Annotated in this window: 14 protein-coding genes; 8 read left to right on the top strand and 6 right to left on the bottom strand. The window is 56.2% G+C overall.

Annotated elements, in window-relative coordinates:
• Window positions 1–14: 14 nt before the first annotated feature.
• The 5 genes from ATHL_RS12450 to ATHL_RS12430 all read right to left on the bottom strand — a co-directional run bounded on the left by ATHL_RS12450 (window position 15) and on the right by ATHL_RS12430 (window position 7987).
• A complete protein-coding gene (locus ATHL_RS12450) occupies window positions 15–1877 on the bottom strand; it encodes a PAS domain S-box protein (RefSeq protein ID WP_062194254.1) in 1863 nt (620 codons plus the stop codon).
• A gap of 53 nt (window positions 1878–1930) precedes the next feature.
• Window positions 1931–3247: a UDP-glucose dehydrogenase family protein gene (locus ATHL_RS12445; RefSeq protein ID WP_062194252.1), complete on the bottom strand. Its 1317-nt coding sequence runs from the start codon at window positions 3245–3247 to the stop codon at window positions 1931–1933.
• Window positions 3248–3318: 71 nt separating this feature from the next.
• The gene (locus tag ATHL_RS12440) at window positions 3319–4239 is read right to left on the bottom strand and encodes a nucleoside hydrolase (protein ID WP_062194249.1); all 921 of its coding nucleotides are present in this window, start codon (window positions 4237–4239) and stop codon (window positions 3319–3321) included.
• 89 nt (window positions 4240–4328) lie between these two features.
• Window positions 4329–6866 carry a DUF2298 domain-containing protein gene (locus ATHL_RS12435; protein ID WP_062194247.1) on the bottom strand — a complete coding sequence of 846 codons (2538 nt, stop codon included), beginning with the start codon at window positions 6864–6866 and terminating at the stop codon, window positions 4329–4331.
• Complete coding sequence (locus tag ATHL_RS12430; protein ID WP_062194236.1) at window positions 6863–7987, bottom strand: alanine racemase; 1125 nt, start codon at window positions 7985–7987, stop codon at window positions 6863–6865. Before ATHL_RS12430 ends, ATHL_RS12435 begins: the two co-directional genes overlap by 4 nt.
• Window positions 7988–8075: 88 nt before the next feature.
• Between ATHL_RS12430 and ATHL_RS12425 the strand changes: the two genes are divergently transcribed.
• The 6 genes from ATHL_RS12425 (at window position 8076) to ATHL_RS12400 (ending at window position 13611) form a co-directional block, all read left to right on the top strand.
• Window positions 8076–9245, top strand: a complete 1170-nt coding sequence (locus ATHL_RS12425; RefSeq protein WP_162787700.1) for a radical SAM protein — start codon at window positions 8076–8078, stop codon at window positions 9243–9245.
• 45 nt (window positions 9246–9290) lie between these two features.
• Window positions 9291–9647, top strand: coding sequence for a DUF6504 family protein (locus ATHL_RS12420; protein ID WP_062194232.1), 357 nt, complete (start codon window positions 9291–9293; stop codon window positions 9645–9647).
• Between the two features lie 254 nt (window positions 9648–9901).
• Window positions 9902–10381 carry a DUF2089 domain-containing protein gene (locus ATHL_RS12415; RefSeq protein ID WP_062194230.1) on the top strand — a complete coding sequence of 160 codons (480 nt, stop codon included), beginning with the start codon at window positions 9902–9904 and terminating at the stop codon, window positions 10379–10381.
• Window positions 10382–10395: 14 nt separating this feature from the next.
• Window positions 10396–10803, top strand: a complete 408-nt coding sequence (locus tag ATHL_RS12410) for an SHOCT-like domain-containing protein (RefSeq protein ID WP_062194227.1) — start codon at window positions 10396–10398, stop codon at window positions 10801–10803.
• 84 nt (window positions 10804–10887) lie between these two features.
• The gene (locus ATHL_RS12405; protein ID WP_062194225.1) at window positions 10888–12192 is read left to right on the top strand and encodes an MFS transporter; all 1305 of its coding nucleotides are present in this window, start codon (window positions 10888–10890) and stop codon (window positions 12190–12192) included.
• A 219-nt stretch (window positions 12193–12411) separates the two neighbouring features.
• Complete coding sequence (locus tag ATHL_RS12400) at window positions 12412–13611, top strand: SH3 domain-containing protein (RefSeq protein WP_062194222.1); 1200 nt, start codon at window positions 12412–12414, stop codon at window positions 13609–13611.
• A gap of 21 nt (window positions 13612–13632) precedes the next feature.
• On the opposite strand, the gene recJ is transcribed toward ATHL_RS12400, so the two are convergent.
• Window positions 13633–15942, bottom strand: coding sequence for a single-stranded-DNA-specific exonuclease RecJ (gene recJ / locus ATHL_RS12395; protein ID WP_062194220.1), 2310 nt, complete (start codon window positions 15940–15942; stop codon window positions 13633–13635).
• Between the two features lie 103 nt (window positions 15943–16045).
• Here recJ and ATHL_RS12390 point away from each other — a divergent pair, with 103 nt between their 5' ends.
• Both ATHL_RS12390 and ATHL_RS12385 read left to right on the top strand, forming a co-directional pair.
• Window positions 16046–18178 carry an ArnT family glycosyltransferase gene (locus ATHL_RS12390; protein ID WP_062194218.1) on the top strand — a complete coding sequence of 711 codons (2133 nt, stop codon included), beginning with the start codon at window positions 16046–16048 and terminating at the stop codon, window positions 18176–18178.
• On the top strand, window positions 18175–19110 hold the full coding sequence (locus ATHL_RS12385; protein ID WP_062194215.1) for a glycosyltransferase: 936 nt from the start codon (window positions 18175–18177) through the stop codon (window positions 19108–19110). The genes ATHL_RS12390 and ATHL_RS12385 overlap by 4 nt, the downstream gene beginning before the upstream one ends.

The raw sequence follows: 19110 nt of genomic DNA, 5'->3' as shown, positions 1-19110 counted from the left end.
ACAGAATAATCGAATTATAAATCAGTTTCTTCCTGCTGTTGGTTGGGGAAAGCGGGCGGGGACGAGGGGGGGGATTTTCGGTGGCGAATGTCGCGCAGGATGCTCTGGATGTGAAGGGGCTTCCCCGAGGCATCATCGACCCTGGCTGTGTTGACTTCACAGAGAATGGGCTCGCCATTTTTATGAACGAAGAGGCGTTCATAAACAGGAAGCTGTTCACCGGCCAGCAGAGCTTCAAAACGGCTGATCGCCAGAGACATTTCAGTGGGATGGACGAGTTGATGAAAGGTCATTTGCAGCAGTTCTTCACGGGTGTAGCCGGTTAGTTCGGTGGCCACACGGTTGGCATCGATATATCGTCCCTGCATATCCATGAGCAAAACAGCATCTTTGTTCTGTTCAAAAAGGGCTCGATACACGCGCTCACGGTTTTCTCGTTCCTGCTCGGCTAAGACATGTGCGGTGATGTTGCGCACCAGGATAATGGCGGTGTCATCGTTGACTGGAGAAATACGCGCCTCAAAATATTCCTCGCGCTGGTGGGCGGGTGAATAAAGCTGGTAATTCATTTCGCGAAGGCTATGACTCCCCAGAGAGAGGCGTAAATTCTCCAGGGCAGGGCCAGCCACTTCTGGAGGGAGCACCTCGTCTACTGTCTTGCCTAAAAACTGTTCGGGAGGGACGAAAAAGCCGGTCTCTGTAGATTTTTTGCAACCCAGAAATCGCCCGCGCCCATCAACCACAAAATACAGGTCGGGGAGGGCTTCAAGTAGAGCTGAAAGATGGGCTTGGCTCTCGGCGAGGGCATGCTCAGCCTGAACCCGTGCAATGATGGCTCCGAGGTGAGCGGCGATCGATTCGATCAACTCACGGATGTTAGGGGGCAGGTCGGTGCGGGTGTGCGACCCTAACGTAAGGTTAGCAATCACCCTGGATTGATGAGCAATGGGCACCTCGACGAGGAAAAGGATGTTTTCTTGATTTCGAATTTCTGACGGGATGCGCGGGTCGAGCTCGAGCCTGGCATAAGGCAGGTAAAGCGGTTTGCCTTTTTGGACGAAGCGTGATTTTGGCGCTTCGGGAGGATGGTAAGATACCACCCCGGCAAACGCGGCAGAAATCCCACAATGGGCGATTAAATCCAGGCCGCCCTCGTTGTCCACAAGAAAAATACTACCGCAATCAAGGGCTGAAACTTTCTCCAGAGAGCGGACAATGGCCTCGATCATCGCCTGGTAATCGTGGACCAGGGTGAGCTCTGCGAGCAGGTCGCGCTGAATCCGCATCATCGCTTCGGCCCGCTCCTGTTCAGCCAGCCGATTGCGCACTTCGGCGTAAAGGCTGGCATTAATCATGGCCATGGCCAGCTGATGGGCTACGGTTTCGATCACCCGGATATCTTCTGGCACAAATGCATCTTGTACCGGGCTTTGTACATCAATGACGCCGTAAAGATGATCGTCAGCAACGATGGGAACAGCCAGCTCAGAGCGGGTGAGGATGCGATCGGGATAAAAATTGACGTACCGTGGGTCGGCCTGAACATCGTTGGCTAAAACGGTGGTCTGATGCTGGCTGGCCCAGCCCACGAGTCCCTGATTTATTTTAAGGCAATGATCAGGGGGGAAGAGAGAAGCGAAAGCCCCGGCGCGTGCAGTCAAGCGCAGCGTGCCATGCGTCTCATCGGGCAGGAAGAGGCCCACATAGTAATACCCGAAGCTTTTTTGCAGCCAGTGGACGACCTTTTCAAGGATTCGATCCAGTTCCAGAGCCGAATTGATGACTTCGCCAACGTGGATGAGCAGCGAAAGCCGAGCGGCTCGCCGTTCAAAGTCTTCGCTGGCCGATGGATAGAGGTTTTCTCCTCTCTCAGACATGGCACACCATCTTTCAGGGAAGCACTTCTTCCCCCTGCCTGATATAGACCGGTTTAACGACCGCCGGTCTGGTTGCCTCTTCCGATGGCGAAATAGGTGAAGCCAATGCGGCGCATCTGGTCGGGTTCCCACAGGTTGCGCGCATCCATAATCACGGGGGTGCGCATGACCCGGTAAATACGCTCAAAATCCAGTTGTTTAAACTCATTCCATTCGGTCGCCAGCACCAGGGCATCGGCGCCTTCGGCCACTTCGTAGGGCGTCTGGCACAGTTGCAGGCGGGGGAGGACGGCCGCGGCGTTCGGCATGGCCTGCGGGTCATACGCCCTGACGGTAGCGCCTTCGTTTTCAAGAAGATGGATCACTTCAAGGGCGGGGGCTTCACGGATATCGTCCGTGTTAGGTTTAAAGGAAAGTCCCAGCACCCCGATCACTTTCTGATCGAGGGTGCCCAGAGCGCGGCGCAGTTTTACCACCACTCGCCGCCGTTGATTGCGGTTGATATCCATCACGGCCTGCAGGAGCTGAGGATGTGAGCCATGTAACACGGCCATGTGGGCCAGGGCCTTTACGTCTTTCGGAAAACAACTTCCCCCCCAGCCGAGGCCTGCATCCAGAAAAGAGGGGCCAATGCGTTTGTCCAGTCCCATGCCGCGGGCAACCTCACGGACATCGGCACCCAATTCTTCGCAGATCGTGGCAATTTCATTGATAAACGAAATACGGGTGGCCAGAAAGGCATTGGAAGCGTATTTGATCATCTCAGCAGTGCGCAAATCGGTGATCATAATGGGGCAACGCAGGCTGAGATAGAGGCGGGCAACCTTTTCGGCGGCTTCAGCGTGCATTGAACCCAGCACTACCCGGTCTGGATACATAAAATCGTTAATGGCTGAGCCTTCGCGCAGGAATTCGGGGTTGGAGACCACACTGAATTCCAGGGGGCGCCCGTTGCGCCGGCGGGTGATGACATCGGCTACCCAGTCACCGGTGCCAACAGGCACTGTGGATTTATTAACCACGATAATCGGCCATTCTACCAGGTCGGCAATCGATTCGGCGGCCTGGCGCACATATTGCAGATCAGCCTCGCCATCGACTCCGGAGGGTGTGCCCACGGCAATGAAGGCAAATTCGGCATCTTTGAGAGCTTCTGAGTAACTGGTGGTAAAGGTGAGTCGCCCGGCATGAACGTTTTGTTCAACCAGCTGCTCTAACCCGGGTTCGTAAATGGGCATAATGCCAGCTTTAAGTTTATTAATACGGTTCTCATCAACATCCAGGCAGGTTACCGAATTACCCAGGTCAGCAAAGCAGGCTCCTGTCACCAGTCCGACATAACCTGTCCCAATGACGCAAATTTTACTCATAATAATTCATCCTCTCTTGAAAGATTATAGCATAGGGGGAAGGCCTTCCTTATACCGCACTCCCCGGTTAACTATCTCAGCGCCTGCTGCATGAGGTTAAAGAAGCGCTTTTGATCGACTTCAAGAATGATCTGGGTATTGGCTGGGCGTTGCATGAGCCCTGACCAGTCGACGACACATTGCCCCCGGGTAAAGTTCCCCGCCAGTTCGATTTCAACATGGAGATGTTCAGCCCGGGTGACTATCTGAGGATCGAGCGCTACAGCCATGGCCAGCGGGTCGGGTTCGGTGAGGGTCTTTTGACCAGAAGGGTTCCTGGCCATGCGATTGCGAATCGTCTGGCGGAAGAATTCTGCGCGGGGGGAGGGAATCTGGAGGAGTGCCTCCACCTGATCGGCGGTTAACGCATGGCGGAGGGCTGTTTCCCAGGGGATAAGGGTCAGTTGAGGCCATCGTGAGAACACAATGGCGGCTGCCTCGGGGTCGCAGTAAAAATTAAATTCTGAGGTGCGTTCCCAGGAGTTTCCCTGAGCATAGACGGCCCCTCCCATAATAATCAGACGCCTGTATTTTTGCGGAAGCTGGGGATCAAGCCTGGTGGCCAGGGCAACGTTGGTCAGCGGCCCGAGGGCAACCAGGGTAAGCTCTCCGGGGGCTTCGCTGGCCAGCCGGATGAGCGCCAGGGCGGCATGTTCAGTGGAAGCTGCCGGGATTGAACCAGCAAAGTCAATTTCCCCAAGGCCATCGGTGCCATGAGAAATGGCCCGGCGCGCGGTGGGTACCACCAGTGCATCTTCACAGCCACGGTAGATGGGGACTTCTTTTTGAGCCACGCCGACAATGATGTGAGCATTTCGGGTGGCAAGGTCGAGGTTTACATTCCCGGCGACTGTAGTCAGGGCAACCACTTCAGCTTCGGGGCTGGCAAGCGCCATCAGAATAGCGTGGGCGTCGTCAACGCCGGGGTCCGTATCGATGACAAGGTGGTTCATCCTGCCTCCATGAAGGGATATCCAGTACAGGGTTCACAGGCACCAGCAGGGGCCGGTAAACAGGGATAATCTTACCGGAATTTTGAGGTTCAGGGGAGGGATGAGGGAAGGCGAAGAATGGTGGTCTGACCCTGATGGAAAACCGGCTGGTACAGATGGGCCAGTTCTTCTTCCACCTGAACCGGGTTACAGGGTTGCTCCACACGCGAGCAGAGTTCGTGGATATAGGTGTGCTCGGCTTCTCCCAGAATAATGTACTCCACCTGCCAGGTTTTCAGCCATTCCCGGGCGGCAGGGCTGGAAGGAGCGCTGAATACCTGTGCAATACCCGCTTCACGGCGCGATTGTTCGGTATATGTGCCGCGCCACTGCATCTCGTGAAGGGACCAACCAAGCACGGCAGGAAACCCGGTGAAGGCGCTTATGCGCCCTGCGTAGGTATACGATTTGCCGGGGGCTTCCAGAAGAACGGGCGGTGTGGCTCCCTCTGCCCGCCGGGTGAGCAGCCAGTCGATGGCGGCCCAATCTTCAGGGTGATCGCGGTGCAATTCGCTGGCGGCATCCAGGCTGGGGATGGCGCTAAAACCCTCGGTGCGGCTGATGATGCCCGCCACGGGGAAAGCCATTCCGGCCAGGATCCCGGTGAGCATACCCGCTTTCAAAATCAGAGCAGGGAAGCCCCCCCACACCTGCTGGCCATAACGGAAGAACCACCAGACCCCATACGCTGAGGCGGCGGCCATCAACAGCCAGGCCTGAAAATAAAATTTAAAGACGGTGTTCATGCGGACGCCAAAGCCATCGCGCAGGTAAAAAAATTCGACCACCAGCGTGAGCACCAGTCCCCCTATGGCCAGCAGGCGGCTAAAGATTAACCCCGGATCAGGAGCCTGTGCGTAAGTGCGAGAGATATCATCGGTTGCCCCTTCTTTCCCATGTTCGAGGGCTTCCCAGAGGCTTACCCCTGCCAGCGAAAGCAGGCCGGTGAGCAGGAGAAAAACCCCCGGGCGGCGGAGACGATACGCAAAGGCAAGGAAGGCAGCCTCACCAGGGGTACGTCCCTCCAGGATGGGCAGGAGGGTGGCGGTAAGGTTCCCGCCACGGACGGCATCCAGCCAGAGGATTAGAGCGGCGAGCGCCAGCAGGACAAGGAAAAGGAAAAGAAGGGCGATGACAAGCCGACTCCACCAGCGTAGCCAGCGCCGAAGGGCCACCCTGCGGCCTGAACGAAAGCACTCCTGTGCCCATGACGTTGGCAGGAAGCCAGACAGCACCAGGATGAAAGGCCCAAACATGATCAGATATTGGATGAGCCGGGTGGGGGGTAGGAGATGGGGCAATATTCCACCTGCCTGAGAGGAAAACCCGCTGAAGAAAGGCAGGTAGAAGAGAATACCTGAGGCCAGGCAGGTCAGTCCGAGGCGCAGGGTGGAGCGGAGAGTCGGATTGGAAAGCAGGCCTGTGGAGAGGGTGCTCCCCGCCAGCCAGGCTCCAAGGATCAGGGCGATGGTGATGGGGTAGTCCCAGGTGTTGAGGAAAAGGAGCCCTCCGGCGATCCATCCAAAGGCCATGCTCCGCCAGAGATGAGGCTCTTCGCGGAGGAGAGCCATCCAGAGAACCTGAAAAGCGATTGCCGCACCCAGCAGGATATATGGCAGTGCCAGGACATGCGGGTGGTTATCTCCAAGGAGAAAACTGAAAGCCGGGAACTCAGTAATGGGATTCAGGTCGATAGATTGACCGCTCAGGGTGCTATCGCTGAGCACCCGCGAAGCCCTCCAGCCCCACCCCCAGAAGGAGCCGGGGTTGAAGGTGCCCGTCACCTGGGCGGCACCCGGAAAATTGGGAACCCCCGTCCAGGCTGCCAAAGAAAATGGCAGCCAGCCCCTGGTGTAGAGGATCTCAAGGAAACCCTGCCAGTTACCCAGCAAAACCGTGAAGATTGCCCCGGTCAGTGCGGCCGGAAGAGCACCTTTCTCATGGCGGTCGCTGCTGCTCACCAGCTCATAAACCAAGCCAAAGGCTCCGCAGGCGCCCAGGGCGAAGAGCAGGGCATCGTAGAGATCAAATGCTACGGCGGGGAGGGCGCCTGTCAGCCGGGTGAGCAGGGCCATCATGATATAACCGAAATAATAATAGGAAATGGCGTAGCCTGAGAGCCAGGGATCAAGGGGTGGAAATGCCTGACTGTTGAGGATGCCGTTGAGGAAGGCGATTTCCATAAATTTTTCACCGCCTACCGGCATGATTTTTCCGACGGCAAAGGCGCGGAGGATGCTCCATCCGATGAAGCAACAGGCGAAGAGCAGTTCACTGGTCAAGATCAGACGCGGATGCTGGTGAATCCAGGAACTCATCTCTCTGCCATAACCGCCAGGCCGAAAGACCAGCCAGGCTGAAACCCCGGCAAGGACGAGGAGTGCCAGAAGAATGCCACCCGCGTCATTCTGTATAACGTGGAGTGAACCCCCTGCCCAGAAGAGATAACTGGACACAAAAAGGCCCAGGATGCGGTTGAAGGCGTAACCCCGGCCAGGCAGGCGCTGAAAAAGCCAGAACCCCACCGGCCATGCCAGCCAGCCGAGGATGCCCGTAACCACCCACCAGAGGATAACCTGACTGATCACCCCATCATTCCAATAGTATGACCCTCAAGGGTGAGATAGCCGCCCATGCACTGGGCCGTGAGGCAGGAGTGTGCAGGTAGAATGCACAGAAGATCACCGAGGTGAAGCCGCTCGAAGGCCGTCTGTGGTAGAACCACCACACCATGTTCCTGAGAAAGGCGGTCAACCCGTGCTCCGGGCAGGGGGGCGCTCCAGCCGGGTTTCGTTCCCGGCCCGGGCTCAAGCGGCAGACTGACCAGCCCAAAAATGCGCTGACTATCCTGTTCGTAAAAATCCCTCGAGAGGTGGATGGCACCGCCGTAAATCACCGCTTCCTGGCGGGAAGGATGTAACGCAACCACCGGGCAGGCCAGGGCAACTGCGATATTCTCCCAGGAGCAGATGTTCATCAGGTATTGTTCAGCGTCGTAGAAGACAAAGTTCCCCGGCCTGATTTCATCCGCCGGTGAAAAGGTCGTTGCCAGGGAACAGCCGGGGGTATCTCCGACAGAAACACGCAGGGGCAGGGTAAACTCCGATTCCAGGGAGCGGCGGAGAGAATCCAGCCTGGCCGTGCTTTCGTAAAAACGGGCGACCACCTGCGAAGGTGAGGTGGCTGTGTAGGTATGCCCTGCATGGGTGAGAAGCCCCTGCACATGAAATATCGGGTACTTCAGGGTATGCGAAATTATCTGACCGGCCAGAGATGTATCTTTCCAGGAAATCCCCGTCCGCCGGGCGCCGCTGTCCACTTTGATCCACAGTTGCACGGGGTTGGTCAACACCCGGCTCAGGGTTTCGATGGCTTCGACGGACTCGACCAGCAAACCGAGCTGAATGCGTCCGGCAAGGGAGTTCATTGCGGCGGCCTGGCGCAGGTTTACCGGAAACGCCAGGGTAATGTCCGTCCATCCATGGGCAGCGAAATACTCGGCCATGTCTAGCGAGGAAACGGTGATGGCGGTCACGCCTTCAGCGCGGAACCACTCACCGATTTCGGCAGATTGATGGGTTTTAAAGTGGGGGCGGAAAGCCACGCCTTTTTCGCGTGCGCGGGCAGCCATGCGGGCGATGTTCGCCCGGGCGGTTTGCTCGTTGAGGAGCAAAGTGGGTTTTTGGATGGTTTCAAAAAGAGTGGGCATAGGATGATTATAGCGTAGAGTGAGATTCTCAGAAAAACGGGGAAAAGAGGCTCTTGCACGGAAAGAACGGTTGTTCTATAATGAAAACATGGATGTGATCGAAAGGCTGGCCAGCATTCGGCAGGATGTGCAGACAGAAGTGGCTGAAGATGTGCGCATGGTGCCTTCAGCAGGGAGAGGAGCGCCTGCACCCTGCGAAGACCCGGCGGAAGGGTTACCCATTACCATGGCGGCTCTGCCCAACGGCCAGCGAATGCCCATTTTGAAAACGCTTCTTACCTCGGCCTGTGAACGTAACTGTTATTATTGTCCCTTCCGTTCCGGGCGCGACCTGCGCCGGGTGACCTTTCAACCGGATGAGCTGGCAGGTGCCATTGTCCGTCTGACCGAGAGGGGGGTAATTCGAGGGGCGTTTCTCAGCTCCGGCATTGCCGGAGGCGGCATCCGTACGCAGGATCGCCTGATTGCCACGGCAGAGATTCTTCGCCACAAGTTCCATTACCGGGGTTATCTGCACCTGAAGTTAATGCCCGGCGCTGAGTATGACCAGGTGTTGCGTGCCATGCAGCTTGCCGATCGGGTATCGGTGAATTTAGAGGGAGCCAACCCACGCCGGTTAGAAGCGCTGGCACCGCAGAAGGTTTTCATGGAAGAACTGCTTCAGCCTTTACGGTGGGTAGAGGAAATCCGCCGGAAGCTTCCTCCAGTGCAGGGCTGGCAGGGACGCTGGCCTTCGAGCACCACCCAGTTTGTAGTGGGCGCGGTCGGAGAAAGCGACCTGGAATTGCTGGCGACGGTTTCATATCTCAACAAAACGGTGCGTCTGGCACGCGGTTATTTCTCGGGATTTTCGCCCACACCCGGAACACCTTTTGAGGGGTTACCTCCGTGCAACCCATGGCGTGAACATCGTTTGTATCAGGCGTCTTTTCTGCTGCGCGATTATGGTTTTGAGCTTGAAGAACTGCCTTTTCAAGAAGGAGGGCAATTGCCCCTGGATGTAGACCCCAAGCTTTCGTGGGCTAAGCAAAACCTGGCCGAGGCGCCCATCGAAGTTAACCGGGCCGGGCGCCAGGAGTTGTTGCGCATTCCCGGGATTGGACCACGAGGGGCGCAGGCCATCCTGAAGGCGCGGCGGCAGACACGTCTGCGCTCGCTGGAAGATCTGTGGGCTTTGGGTGTCGTCACGACACGGGCCGCACCGTTTATCTTACTGGATGGGCACCGACCGGCAGTGCAACCGACTCTGTGGGGGTAAACCAGGGGAATCGGTCATCGGGATCATGAGAGCAAGGGAGAAGACATGGCGTACCAACCTGTTGCTTTTTACGATGAACCCCTGGAGCCACTGTTTGATCATCCGCCCCTGCTCGAAAAGTCGCCTCCCTGCCCGGATGGTTTTCGCTGGCGGGGGGAGGAATTTCGGGTGGTTGAGCTTCTGGAAGCGTGGCAGGATTTTCGCCGTCGCGGGCGGATGACGCAAAATATGCGCCCTGAACATGCCTCCAGGGCACAGATGCGTGGTTCGTGGGGGGTAGGAAGATTTCATTTTCGGGTGCGTGTTCAGGGTGGGCGAATTTTTGAACTGTATTACGATCGCGCCCCCGGGGATGTGGACGACCGTAAAGGGAAGTGGCTGCTCTATTCTGAATGGGGCTAAACGTGCTCTTTTAGAGAAGGCAGGCGTTCTGACCGCCTGCCTTTTTTTAATTTAATCGCGGTGTATTCAAAATAATTAAGCGATACTTGAATTTTTCAAAATAATATATTGACAAATATCAAGCCTGGAGTAAAATAAGTAAAGAAAAAACAGTCTTTCTTCGCAAATCGAACACGAGAAGTCTGAAAGGGTTATCCGGGTGATCATGTGAAGTCATTTGATTTTTTGGCAGGAAAGCCTGAAAGGGAGCCACGATGAATCCGATGCTGACCAAATGTCCGGTGTGTGGCGGCGACCTGGTGGTCACGCGCCTGTCCTGTCCGACCTGTGAAACGACCATCGAGGGAAGTTTTCAACCGGTTGGAGGGAGCCTGCAGGGAGCTTTTACTCCAGAGCAGTTGAAATGGTTGTTGCCCTTTTCGCGGCTTAATAACGACCAGCTTCAGTTCATCCTTACATTTATCCGCTGTGAGGGTCGGTTTAACCGCATGGAAGAGGAACTTTCCCTTTCCTATCCCACCCTCCGCAACCGGATGAATGAAATTTTGCGCGCCATGGGTTATGAACCGGCGCGTGAAGAAGCTCAGCCAGCGGTTACCCTGCCCAGCCCGGCAGAACGCAAGCGAATTCTGGATGATCTGGATAAAGGGCTTATTACCCTGCAGGAAGCCCGGCGCCGTTTGAAGGGTATTCGGGAAGAAGTTAGAACAGATGGTAGTGGAGAGGAAGGTTGAATCAGGAGGAAAGCATGGCAACCACTGAGGAACGGATCAAAATTTTAGAAATGGTGCAGGAAGGAAAGATCTCGGCTGAAGAGGCGGCACAATTGCTGGAAGCCCTCGAAGAAAGCGCGCGGGTTGATCGTGTTACAGCGCCTCCACCCCCACCTTCCATGGAATCCACGGTGACGGGGCGTAAGCCGCGGTGGTTCCGGGTGCGGGTGACCGATTCCGACTCGGGGCGTCCGCGAGTAAATGTGCGCCTGCCGCTCAGCATGGTTTCTATCGGGTTAAAGATGGGGACGCGCTTTGCTCCTGAGATTGAGGGATTGGATACGAACGAATTGATGCAATTGATCGAATCGGGAGAGATCGGTCAGATTGTGGATGTATTCGACGAGAAAGACGGCGAGCACGTCGAGGTCTTCCTGGAATAGCCACAACGGATTAATGCTACCTGCATCGATATTCCAGGCAGGCGTTGGCCTGCCTGATCTTTGCCTGGCTTTGCCGGAGGGGTAATGACGCAAGAGATCGCAATTTCTAACAACTGGAAGAAGCCTTTCTTTTTAATCTGGACGGGGCAATCCTTTTCACTGATCGGCAGTATGCTGGTGCAGTTTGCCCTGGTGTGGTGGATGACCGAAAAGACTGGCTCTGCGGCGGTTCTGGCTACTGCAACGGTGATTTCCATTCTCCCGCAGATCCTCCTAGGGCCTTTTGCAGGTGCGCTGGTAGACCGCTGGAACCGAAAACGGGTGATGATCGTGGCCGATGGGGTGACGGCTCTGGCGACCCTGGTGCTGGTGTTCCTCTTCTGGAGCGGGAAAATTCAGGTGTGGCACCTCTACGTGGCAGAATTTGTACGTGCTCTGGGCGGCACCTTTCACTGGCCGGCGATGTCTGCCTCAACGTCGTTAATGGTGCCCGAAAAACATCTTTCACGCATTGCCGGGGTTAACCAGGCCATGCAGGGAGTGCTGGGGATTATTGCCCCGCCCCTGGGTGCTTTTTTGATGGGTTTGCTCCCCATTTATTCGGTATTGGCGATTGACATTGTCACTGCGATGATGGCGATCCTGCCACTTTCTCTGGTGCATATTCCTCAACCTTCGAAAAAGCTGGAAGGGGTCGTTAGCCCCCGTCAGCTCTTCCGCGATGTGCGTGAGGGGCTTCGATACCTGGCTTCGTGGCCCGGGATGATTATTTTGCTGGGAATGGCCACGATGATCAATATGCTCTTCAACCCCGCCTTCAGCCTGTTGCCATTGATGATCACCCGCATCTTCAAAGGCGGGGCAATGCAACTGGGGGTGATTAACTCAGCCTGGGGGGCCGGGGTGATCCTGGGCGGGCTGGTGCTGGGTGCGTGGGGTGGATTCCGGCGGAAAATTTACACTTCCATGACCGGTATCATCGGGATGAGCCTGGGAACGATGCTGCTGGCCAGTGCACCGGCCAGTATGTTCTTCATGGCTATGGCAGGAATGGCCCTTTCTGGGTTCATGAACCCCATTACTAACGGCCCGCTCTTTGCCCTCTTGCAGACGCGTATTCGCCCTGAGATGCAGGGGCGGGTCTTTACTCTGGTGAGCAGCCTTGCAGCAGCGGCCAGCCCCGTAGGTTTGGCCCTGGCCGCCCCGGTAGCCGATCTGCTGGGTATTCGGTTCTGGTTCTATATTGCAGGGGGGGTATCCCTCCTGATGGGAGTGGCGGGATTTCTTATTCCGGCAGTGCGGACGTTGGATGACCTCCCGACGGTTCAGGGGAGCGATGAGGCGCAGGAACCGGCGCTGGTGCCAGTGCAGGTCACGCCTTCAGATTGAAACCATCTCCTCCGTGAGCGGGGCTGGCCGGGAACCGACCAGCCCTTTTTCATACTCATTTGACTCTCAGTGATCTGAATTGCAGCGAGGATGGAGAATCCGGTCTATAATGAAAAATCTACAGGGTGTCGAAACCCGGGGGATACCGTCGTTCAACATGGGTATTGCCTGAAGGCAGGATGGTGGGCTCCTCGAGAGGGGAAGGCAAAGGATCAGAACATGGGTAAGAAAAGAATTTCATACGGTGTGGGGGCGGTGGTAATAGTGATGGTGACAGCAATTCTGGCGTGTAATAGCCCGGTAAAAAACGAACCGCGCATTTTACCCTCCATGACTGCTCTGGAGGTGCCTGCCGAAACCCCAACGCAGACGACCATAGCAACTCTACCTCAAGCTACCCTTACGCCGACTTCCGGGGCTGTTCCGGGCCGGGTGGAATATTTTGGGGTAAGCTTTGATCGGATTGCGGAAGTTTTTGGAGATGTGAATGCCACCATCGTTTCTCTTCAAACGGGTGAGGCAGGGGAGACGGGGTGGATGGGATCGTCTCCTGAATATTACCAGTTTGAATTGAATGGATATGCTCTGGCTTCACCCTGGATTCAGCCGAAAATTCTGGTATATCCTGTCCGGGAGTATGCGGCTGTCAACCCGCCGGTCGGTGAAATTGCGGCAAAGTTGAATGCTTCGTTGCGTGAGGCGAGAAGCGCGGGGGACTCTCTCCCTTTCCTCCCCATGTGGAATGCCGGGGAGGTATTCCATGCGCAAACGAATGTTCTCTTTTTTCAGAACGGAAAAGGGCTGCGCTATCTGACGTGCTATGCCCAGGCCATGGTGCCTGTCGATGAAGAATGCCTTTTTTATACTTTCCAGGGACTGACACAGGATGGGTTATATTACATTGCGGCAATTCTACCGGTAGCTATGCCCGATTTGCACTCTGCTGAGATAACCTCTCAATGGCAGGCATTATCCCAGAGTTATGATATGTCTCAGTATCAGCAGTATCTGGAGAAGGTCAAGCAGACGCTTGAGTCTGCCGGGGGAAAAGCGTTCTCGCCTGATCTCAAACAGCTTGATACATTGATCATGAGCCTGATGGTCACCCCATCTATTACGTTAAAGGCCCCTCCAGTTCCTGAATTCAATTGCCCGGGTGCGCTGGCCACCCGTCTGGCAGTAGCCTTGCGGGCACGGGTTACCTTCACAGACGGAACACCCTTACGAGTGCGTGAAGCGCCAGGGAAGAGCAGCCGGGTGCTCAAGACCATTCCAGAAGGCACAGAGGTTTTCATCCTTGAAGGGCCGCAGTGTAAAGATGGAGGCGTTTGGTGGCGTATGCAGACCTCGAATGGAAGTGTCAGTGGGTGGGTTATGGAAGGTGAGAAGGGGGTCTATTACCTGGAGCGGTTGGAATAAGACTGCGAGGTGGGTTACTCTCTATTCAATCCCCAGAGCTTCAATGGGTGCTGTGCGGAAGAACTGACGGTAGGCTGCGGTTTCATCCAGAAGGGCTTTGATTTGTCGAAGAATTGGGGCAAAGTCGCTCTGAGGGGTGCCGGGCCCGCGCAGGATGAAAAGCTGGCCTTTGTCATTTTCCTGGAGGATAATATCGCCCCGGGCTGCCATCCATGCAAGCCCCAGGCGTACTGCCGGCTCGCGCTGGGCAGCTGCACCCGCCAGGCGCTCCAGGCTGGCAGGCGCACGGCCATTGCCCTGGTTCAGTAAAAATTTAACCAACCCGGCCAGGCGGTTTAGAAAAGTCTCAACCTCATCGGTTTCGGGCGGCAGGCCGATAAGCACCACCTGCCGGGGTTGTACCTGCCGGATGGCTTTTATTAACTCGGGGTATCCAGGGGGGGCGGTCCAGATGATCAGGGTCTCTGCCGAAGAAAGGTCGTATCGCGCAAGCCCTCCCAGGCGGTCACGTCCCTCGCCTTCGGCCCAGATGATCGCCTTTTCGCGGGCACGGAGCAATTCTACATGCGCACGGGGATGGGGTTCGGTGCGCAGGTCAATGAGTCTGAGCGGGGCACCGGTGAGCGCAAGGCTCTCCCCGGTGACCGGCGCGAAATCCACCCACTCCAGCTGGATTTCGGGTTCACCCCGGTAGTTGCTGGCGCGAACCAGGCAGGCGAGATCGAAGCGGTCTTCAGGCTGGGGCAGATTGGCTCCGTTCCACCAGAGGACGGCTTGCTGGTGGCCAGAGCGGTCTTGAACCACCAGCCGCAGGTGTTCATGATCACGGCCAATTGAGCGGGTTTCTACAATTGAAAGATTGCGGATAGCAAAAATGGGGGGCGGGTTGCCCGGCCCGAAAGGTGCCAGGCGCTCTATTTGTTCCACAAGTTCCAGCGAAAGTTCATCCAGGCGCAGATCGCCCTCCAGTGTGAGGGTGGGTTCGGGAATTCCGCCCATTTGCTGGATAACCTGTTCCACTGCGCGGAAGAAGCCGCGCCGAAAGGCAGGGAGAGATTCGGATGGCAGGGAAAGACCGGCAGCCATGGGATGCCCACCGAATGTGTGTAACATGGATGCCTGACTGGCGATGCAGGCGGTAATATCGATTCCCTCCACAGAACGCGCTGAACCGCGCGCCAGTTGTCTCGGAGGATTGGTGAGGAGGATGACGGGACGATGGTAACGTTCGACCAGGGCACTGGCGGCAATTCCCAGAATTCCGGCTGGCCACTCCGGGTTGGCAAGCACGAGCGCGGGATTTGAAAGGAGGGCTGGATCGTGCTCGATCTGTTTTATGGCTGCCTGGATGACCTGCCTGGTAAGGAGCTGCCTTTCTGTGTTGAGCAACTCTAGCTTCTCAGCCAGCTGAAGGGCGCGTTGTTCATCGGTGGTGGTAAGCAATTCGACAGCGGGGTTCGCGTCGCCTAACCGGCCCAGGGCGTTGAGGCGCGGGGCGATGGCAAAACCAATGTGTTCTTCGTTGAGCCGAGATGGATGCAACTCCGCTAGCCGCATGATGGCCCGAAGGCCGGGGCGCTGAGCCTGGCGGAGGTTTTCAAGGCCGGACTGAAGCAGGTAACGGGTGTCGCCCTTCTGTTGAGCAACATCGGCCACGATCCCCAGAGCGACCAGATCGAGGTAATCTCTGGCAAACTCTGGGCGGCCCATTCGCTGGAAGAGGGCCTCGGCGAGTTTATACGCCACACCCACGCCGGGAAGATGTTCCAGGGGGTGGCCGGGCGGGAGAAGCCGGGGTGTGAGATGGGCCAGAGCCGGAGGGAGGGTCTCGGTGGGGAGGTGATGATCGGTGATGATCACCTCCAGCCCTTGCTGATGGGCGAACTCCAGAGCCTGGTGGGCAGTAATGCCGGTATCGCAGGTGATGAGTAAATCGGCGCCTTCTGCGAGAATAGCCTGCAGGTGAGGGAGGTTGACCCCGTGTGACTCGGTGGCGCGCACCGGAATGTGATATTTTACTTCACCCCCCAGCCGTTGCAGCGCTGAAACCAGGATGGTTGTGGCCGTCTGACCGTCCACATCAAAGTCGCCCCACACCCAGATGCGTTCACCACGGGCCAGGGCGGATTCGATGCGCTGGCAGGCTGTATCCATCATGGGTAAGGCATCGGGCGGAGCGGGGGTATAATGCCGTGGGTCAAGAAATGCCAGGGCGGTAAATGGGTCATGGAGGCCCCGCCGGACAAGCAAATTGGCAAGGAGGGCCTGCCCATCGAGGGCTTCGATGAGGGCTGGAGGTGGCTGAGTGGCAGGAATAGTCATCCAGCGCATACGATGAGTCTACCCGAAGCCCTGGTAAAAGGAAAGCCTTCGGAGGCCGGGCGCTGATACCTTAATGATATAATTTCTTAAATTTTCGGCCAGGCTGGTCTCTATGCAACGGAAAGATCTTCCCATTATTCTCCTCTCGATGTGGGTTGGAGGGGCTTCGGTTTTTTCGGCACTGGGGGTGTTCCAGAATGTCGTGATCAGGGGCTTCTGGGTTTTCATCCTTCTGATCGCAGTCTGGCTTGCGATCACATGTTTCGTACACCGGTTGATTCAGCGGTGGCTTGCTCTGTGGTTAAATGCTTTTTCTCGGATGGCGCAGTGGGGGTTAATCATCGGGTGCCTCCTGGCAGGGTTTGCGTCTCTGTGGATTCTCCCGATTACCCGGACCCCGATGCGTTATTTTCCTCCTTCCAACGAATTGAAGCTCGAGGTTACAGGAAAACGCAACCCGGCCTCGTCGGGCAACGTGGTGAGGGTGCGTTCCTGGAGGGACGGGGCACGGGAAGCTATCGATTTGCGTACCTTCGATGAGGCGAGAGGCTGGACTTTTGCTCCGGAAATGATCTACTCCAGCGGAGAGGATGCAGAGCCCCTGGTTTGGCGGGGAGGGTTGCTCGGGCGGGGTTACCTGGGCCTGCTGACCGGTCCCGATGAAGGGATTGTGCGCATCACCTGGAAGGGCGAGTCCCAGGAGGTTGACCTCTATACCCCCGAGAGGACACTCAAGGTGATTAAACTACCCGGTCCGGGACTACCGGGGCGATACTTCTGGCTGGCGGCCTGCTTATATGCCACTGCGATTGGATTCTGGTTGCTGGTGAGTTTGTTATGGTTTGCCAGCCATCCACCCCGTGAAGGAGCAAGGGTACACCTGGGATGGAAAGCACTCGGTTTTGCCCTGCCGATGTTCGCCGTGTGGCTGGGTTATTTGCTGGTTTTCTTTCCGGGCGTACTTTCCCCGGATACGATTCATCAGTTTCGCATGCTCTATGGGCTGGAAGCGGTGATTGACTGGCATCCTCCCATTCATACTTTCCTGATGAAGGGGTTGCTGGCGCTCTGGAATTCACCGGCGATTGTGGCGCTGGTGCAAATGGGTGTTTTGAGCCTCGTCGTGGCCTGGGGGTTGGGCGAACTGGTGGCTTACGGGCTTCCGCTCCGTGCGGCCTGGCTGGTGGCCGGATTGTTTGCTCTCTCTCCGGTCAACGGGATCATGAGTATCACCCTGTGGAAAGATATCTGGTACGCCATTTTTGCGATGATCTTGTTCCTCCTGATGTTGAAGATGGTACTTTCCAGAGGACAATGGATCGAACGGCCGGGAGCCTGGGTGGCGTTTGGGCTGGTGAGTGCACTCACGGCGCTCTTCCGGCACAACGGGATTGCCCTGGCCGTCGGTTGCCTCATAATAACACTGCTGATCTTTCGGCGTGCCTGGAAAAGGATCGCCGGGGCAGGGGTGCTGTTCCTTCTGGTATTTGGAGTGGTGAGCGGCCCGGTTTACCAATGGGCAGGAGTAAAGCGGGTGAGTAACGTGCTGAGGGACACGATCTTTTTACACCATATCGGCGCGCACGTGGCCAGCGGCACACCTTTAACCGATGAGGAACGGGGCTATCTCAATGCGCTTAACCCGCTCTCGAACTGGGTTTATTACTGCGGGAGTGTTAACTCTCTGTTTTTCATTCCTGAATTTAATGGAGAATTGTTTGCAGCTAATTCCAGTAAGAACCTGAAAATTTTTCTGGACTTGCTGGTACGAGACCCCGGGGTGGAGCTGAGACACTGGCAGTGTGTGAGCGGCTTTGTGTGGCGGATTTTCGATCCCTTGAAAACGACGCATCTCATGATTTATCGGGATGAAGATGCGAAAGTACGCTGGGTCGAGACTAATCCATTTGGTATTCATGAGGCTTCGAAGTTGCCCGGAATGGTCGAACCGCTCTTTCGTTTTCTGCGGTGGAGCGATGGATGGCCGCGTATGTCGTGGATCTGGGGGCCGGCACTTTACCTGTACTTAACGCTTTTCGCGGTGTGCGTCTTCGCGTTGAGAAGGCGCACATTCACTGCGCTCCTGGCGGGTGTTCCGGCGACGATCCAATCGCTGGTGTTGATGGTGGTGGCCATTGCGCCGGATTTCCGATACCAGTATCCGGTGTATTTGATGGGGTTGTTTAGCCTGGCTTTGCTTTGGATGCCAGTTGTTAAATATCCTTCGGAGAGGGAAAATTTATGAAGGGTTCTTCTGAGGCGCCCACGATCGCGGTATTAATTCCATGCTACAACGAAGCCGCTACCATTCAAAAGGTTATCTCCGATTTTCAGCGTGAGTTACCAGAGGCGGAGATTTATGTATTTGATAACAATAGCACCGATGGTTCCGGTATGCTTGCCCGGCAGGCAGGGGCGCGGGTGATTCGGGAGAAACGCCAGGGTAAAGGATTTGTGGTGGCCTCGATGTTTCGGCGGGTGGAGGCTGATTATTATGTGATGGTGGATGGGGATGATACTTATCCGGCTGAACAGGTGCATGAACTTCTGGCCCCTCTATTGGCGGATGAAGCGGATATGGTGGTGGGGCAACGTCTGGCTGTTTATGAGAAAGAAGCTTTTCGTCCACTGCACGTGTTTGGTAATCATCTGGTTTGCTGGCTGGTGAATATGATCTTTAACGCTCAACTCCAGGATCCCATGTCGGGGTACCGTGCTTTCACCCAGGAGGTGGCTTGCTCCTTGCCAATTACGGCCCGGGGATTCGACATTGAAACTGAAATGACCCTGCAGCTCCTCCACCTCAATTTTGTGATCCATGAAGTGCCTGTTATGTACCGGGCGCGCCCGGAGGGAAGCCGGTCAAAGTTGAATACCTATCGTGATGGGGCCCTGGTATTGTTGAAAATCCTGGGTATCCTCCGTTCCTATAAGCCTCTGACCTTTTTCGGAGGGCTTGGGCTGCTCTGTGGGATGGCCTCTGTACTGGTGGGGGTTTTCCCTGTGGTGGAGTATCTCAGGTTTCAGTATGTATACAGTGTGCCTAAGGCGATCCTGGCGGTGGGCTTGATGATGCTGGGGATCAACCTGGCTTCTCTCGGTGTGTTGTTGAATACAGTGAATTTTCGGTTAATGGAAATCATGAATCTGCTCACGCGTCAGGCCACTCGCAGGTAA

Origin of the sequence: Anaerolinea thermolimosa, assembly GCF_001050195.2 — a bacterium.
Taxonomy (GTDB): Bacteria; Chloroflexota; Anaerolineae; order Anaerolineales; family Anaerolineaceae; genus Anaerolinea; species Anaerolinea thermolimosa.
Note: the sequence above shows the minus strand (reverse complement) of the source record. Positions and strands in the feature narration are given on the sequence as shown.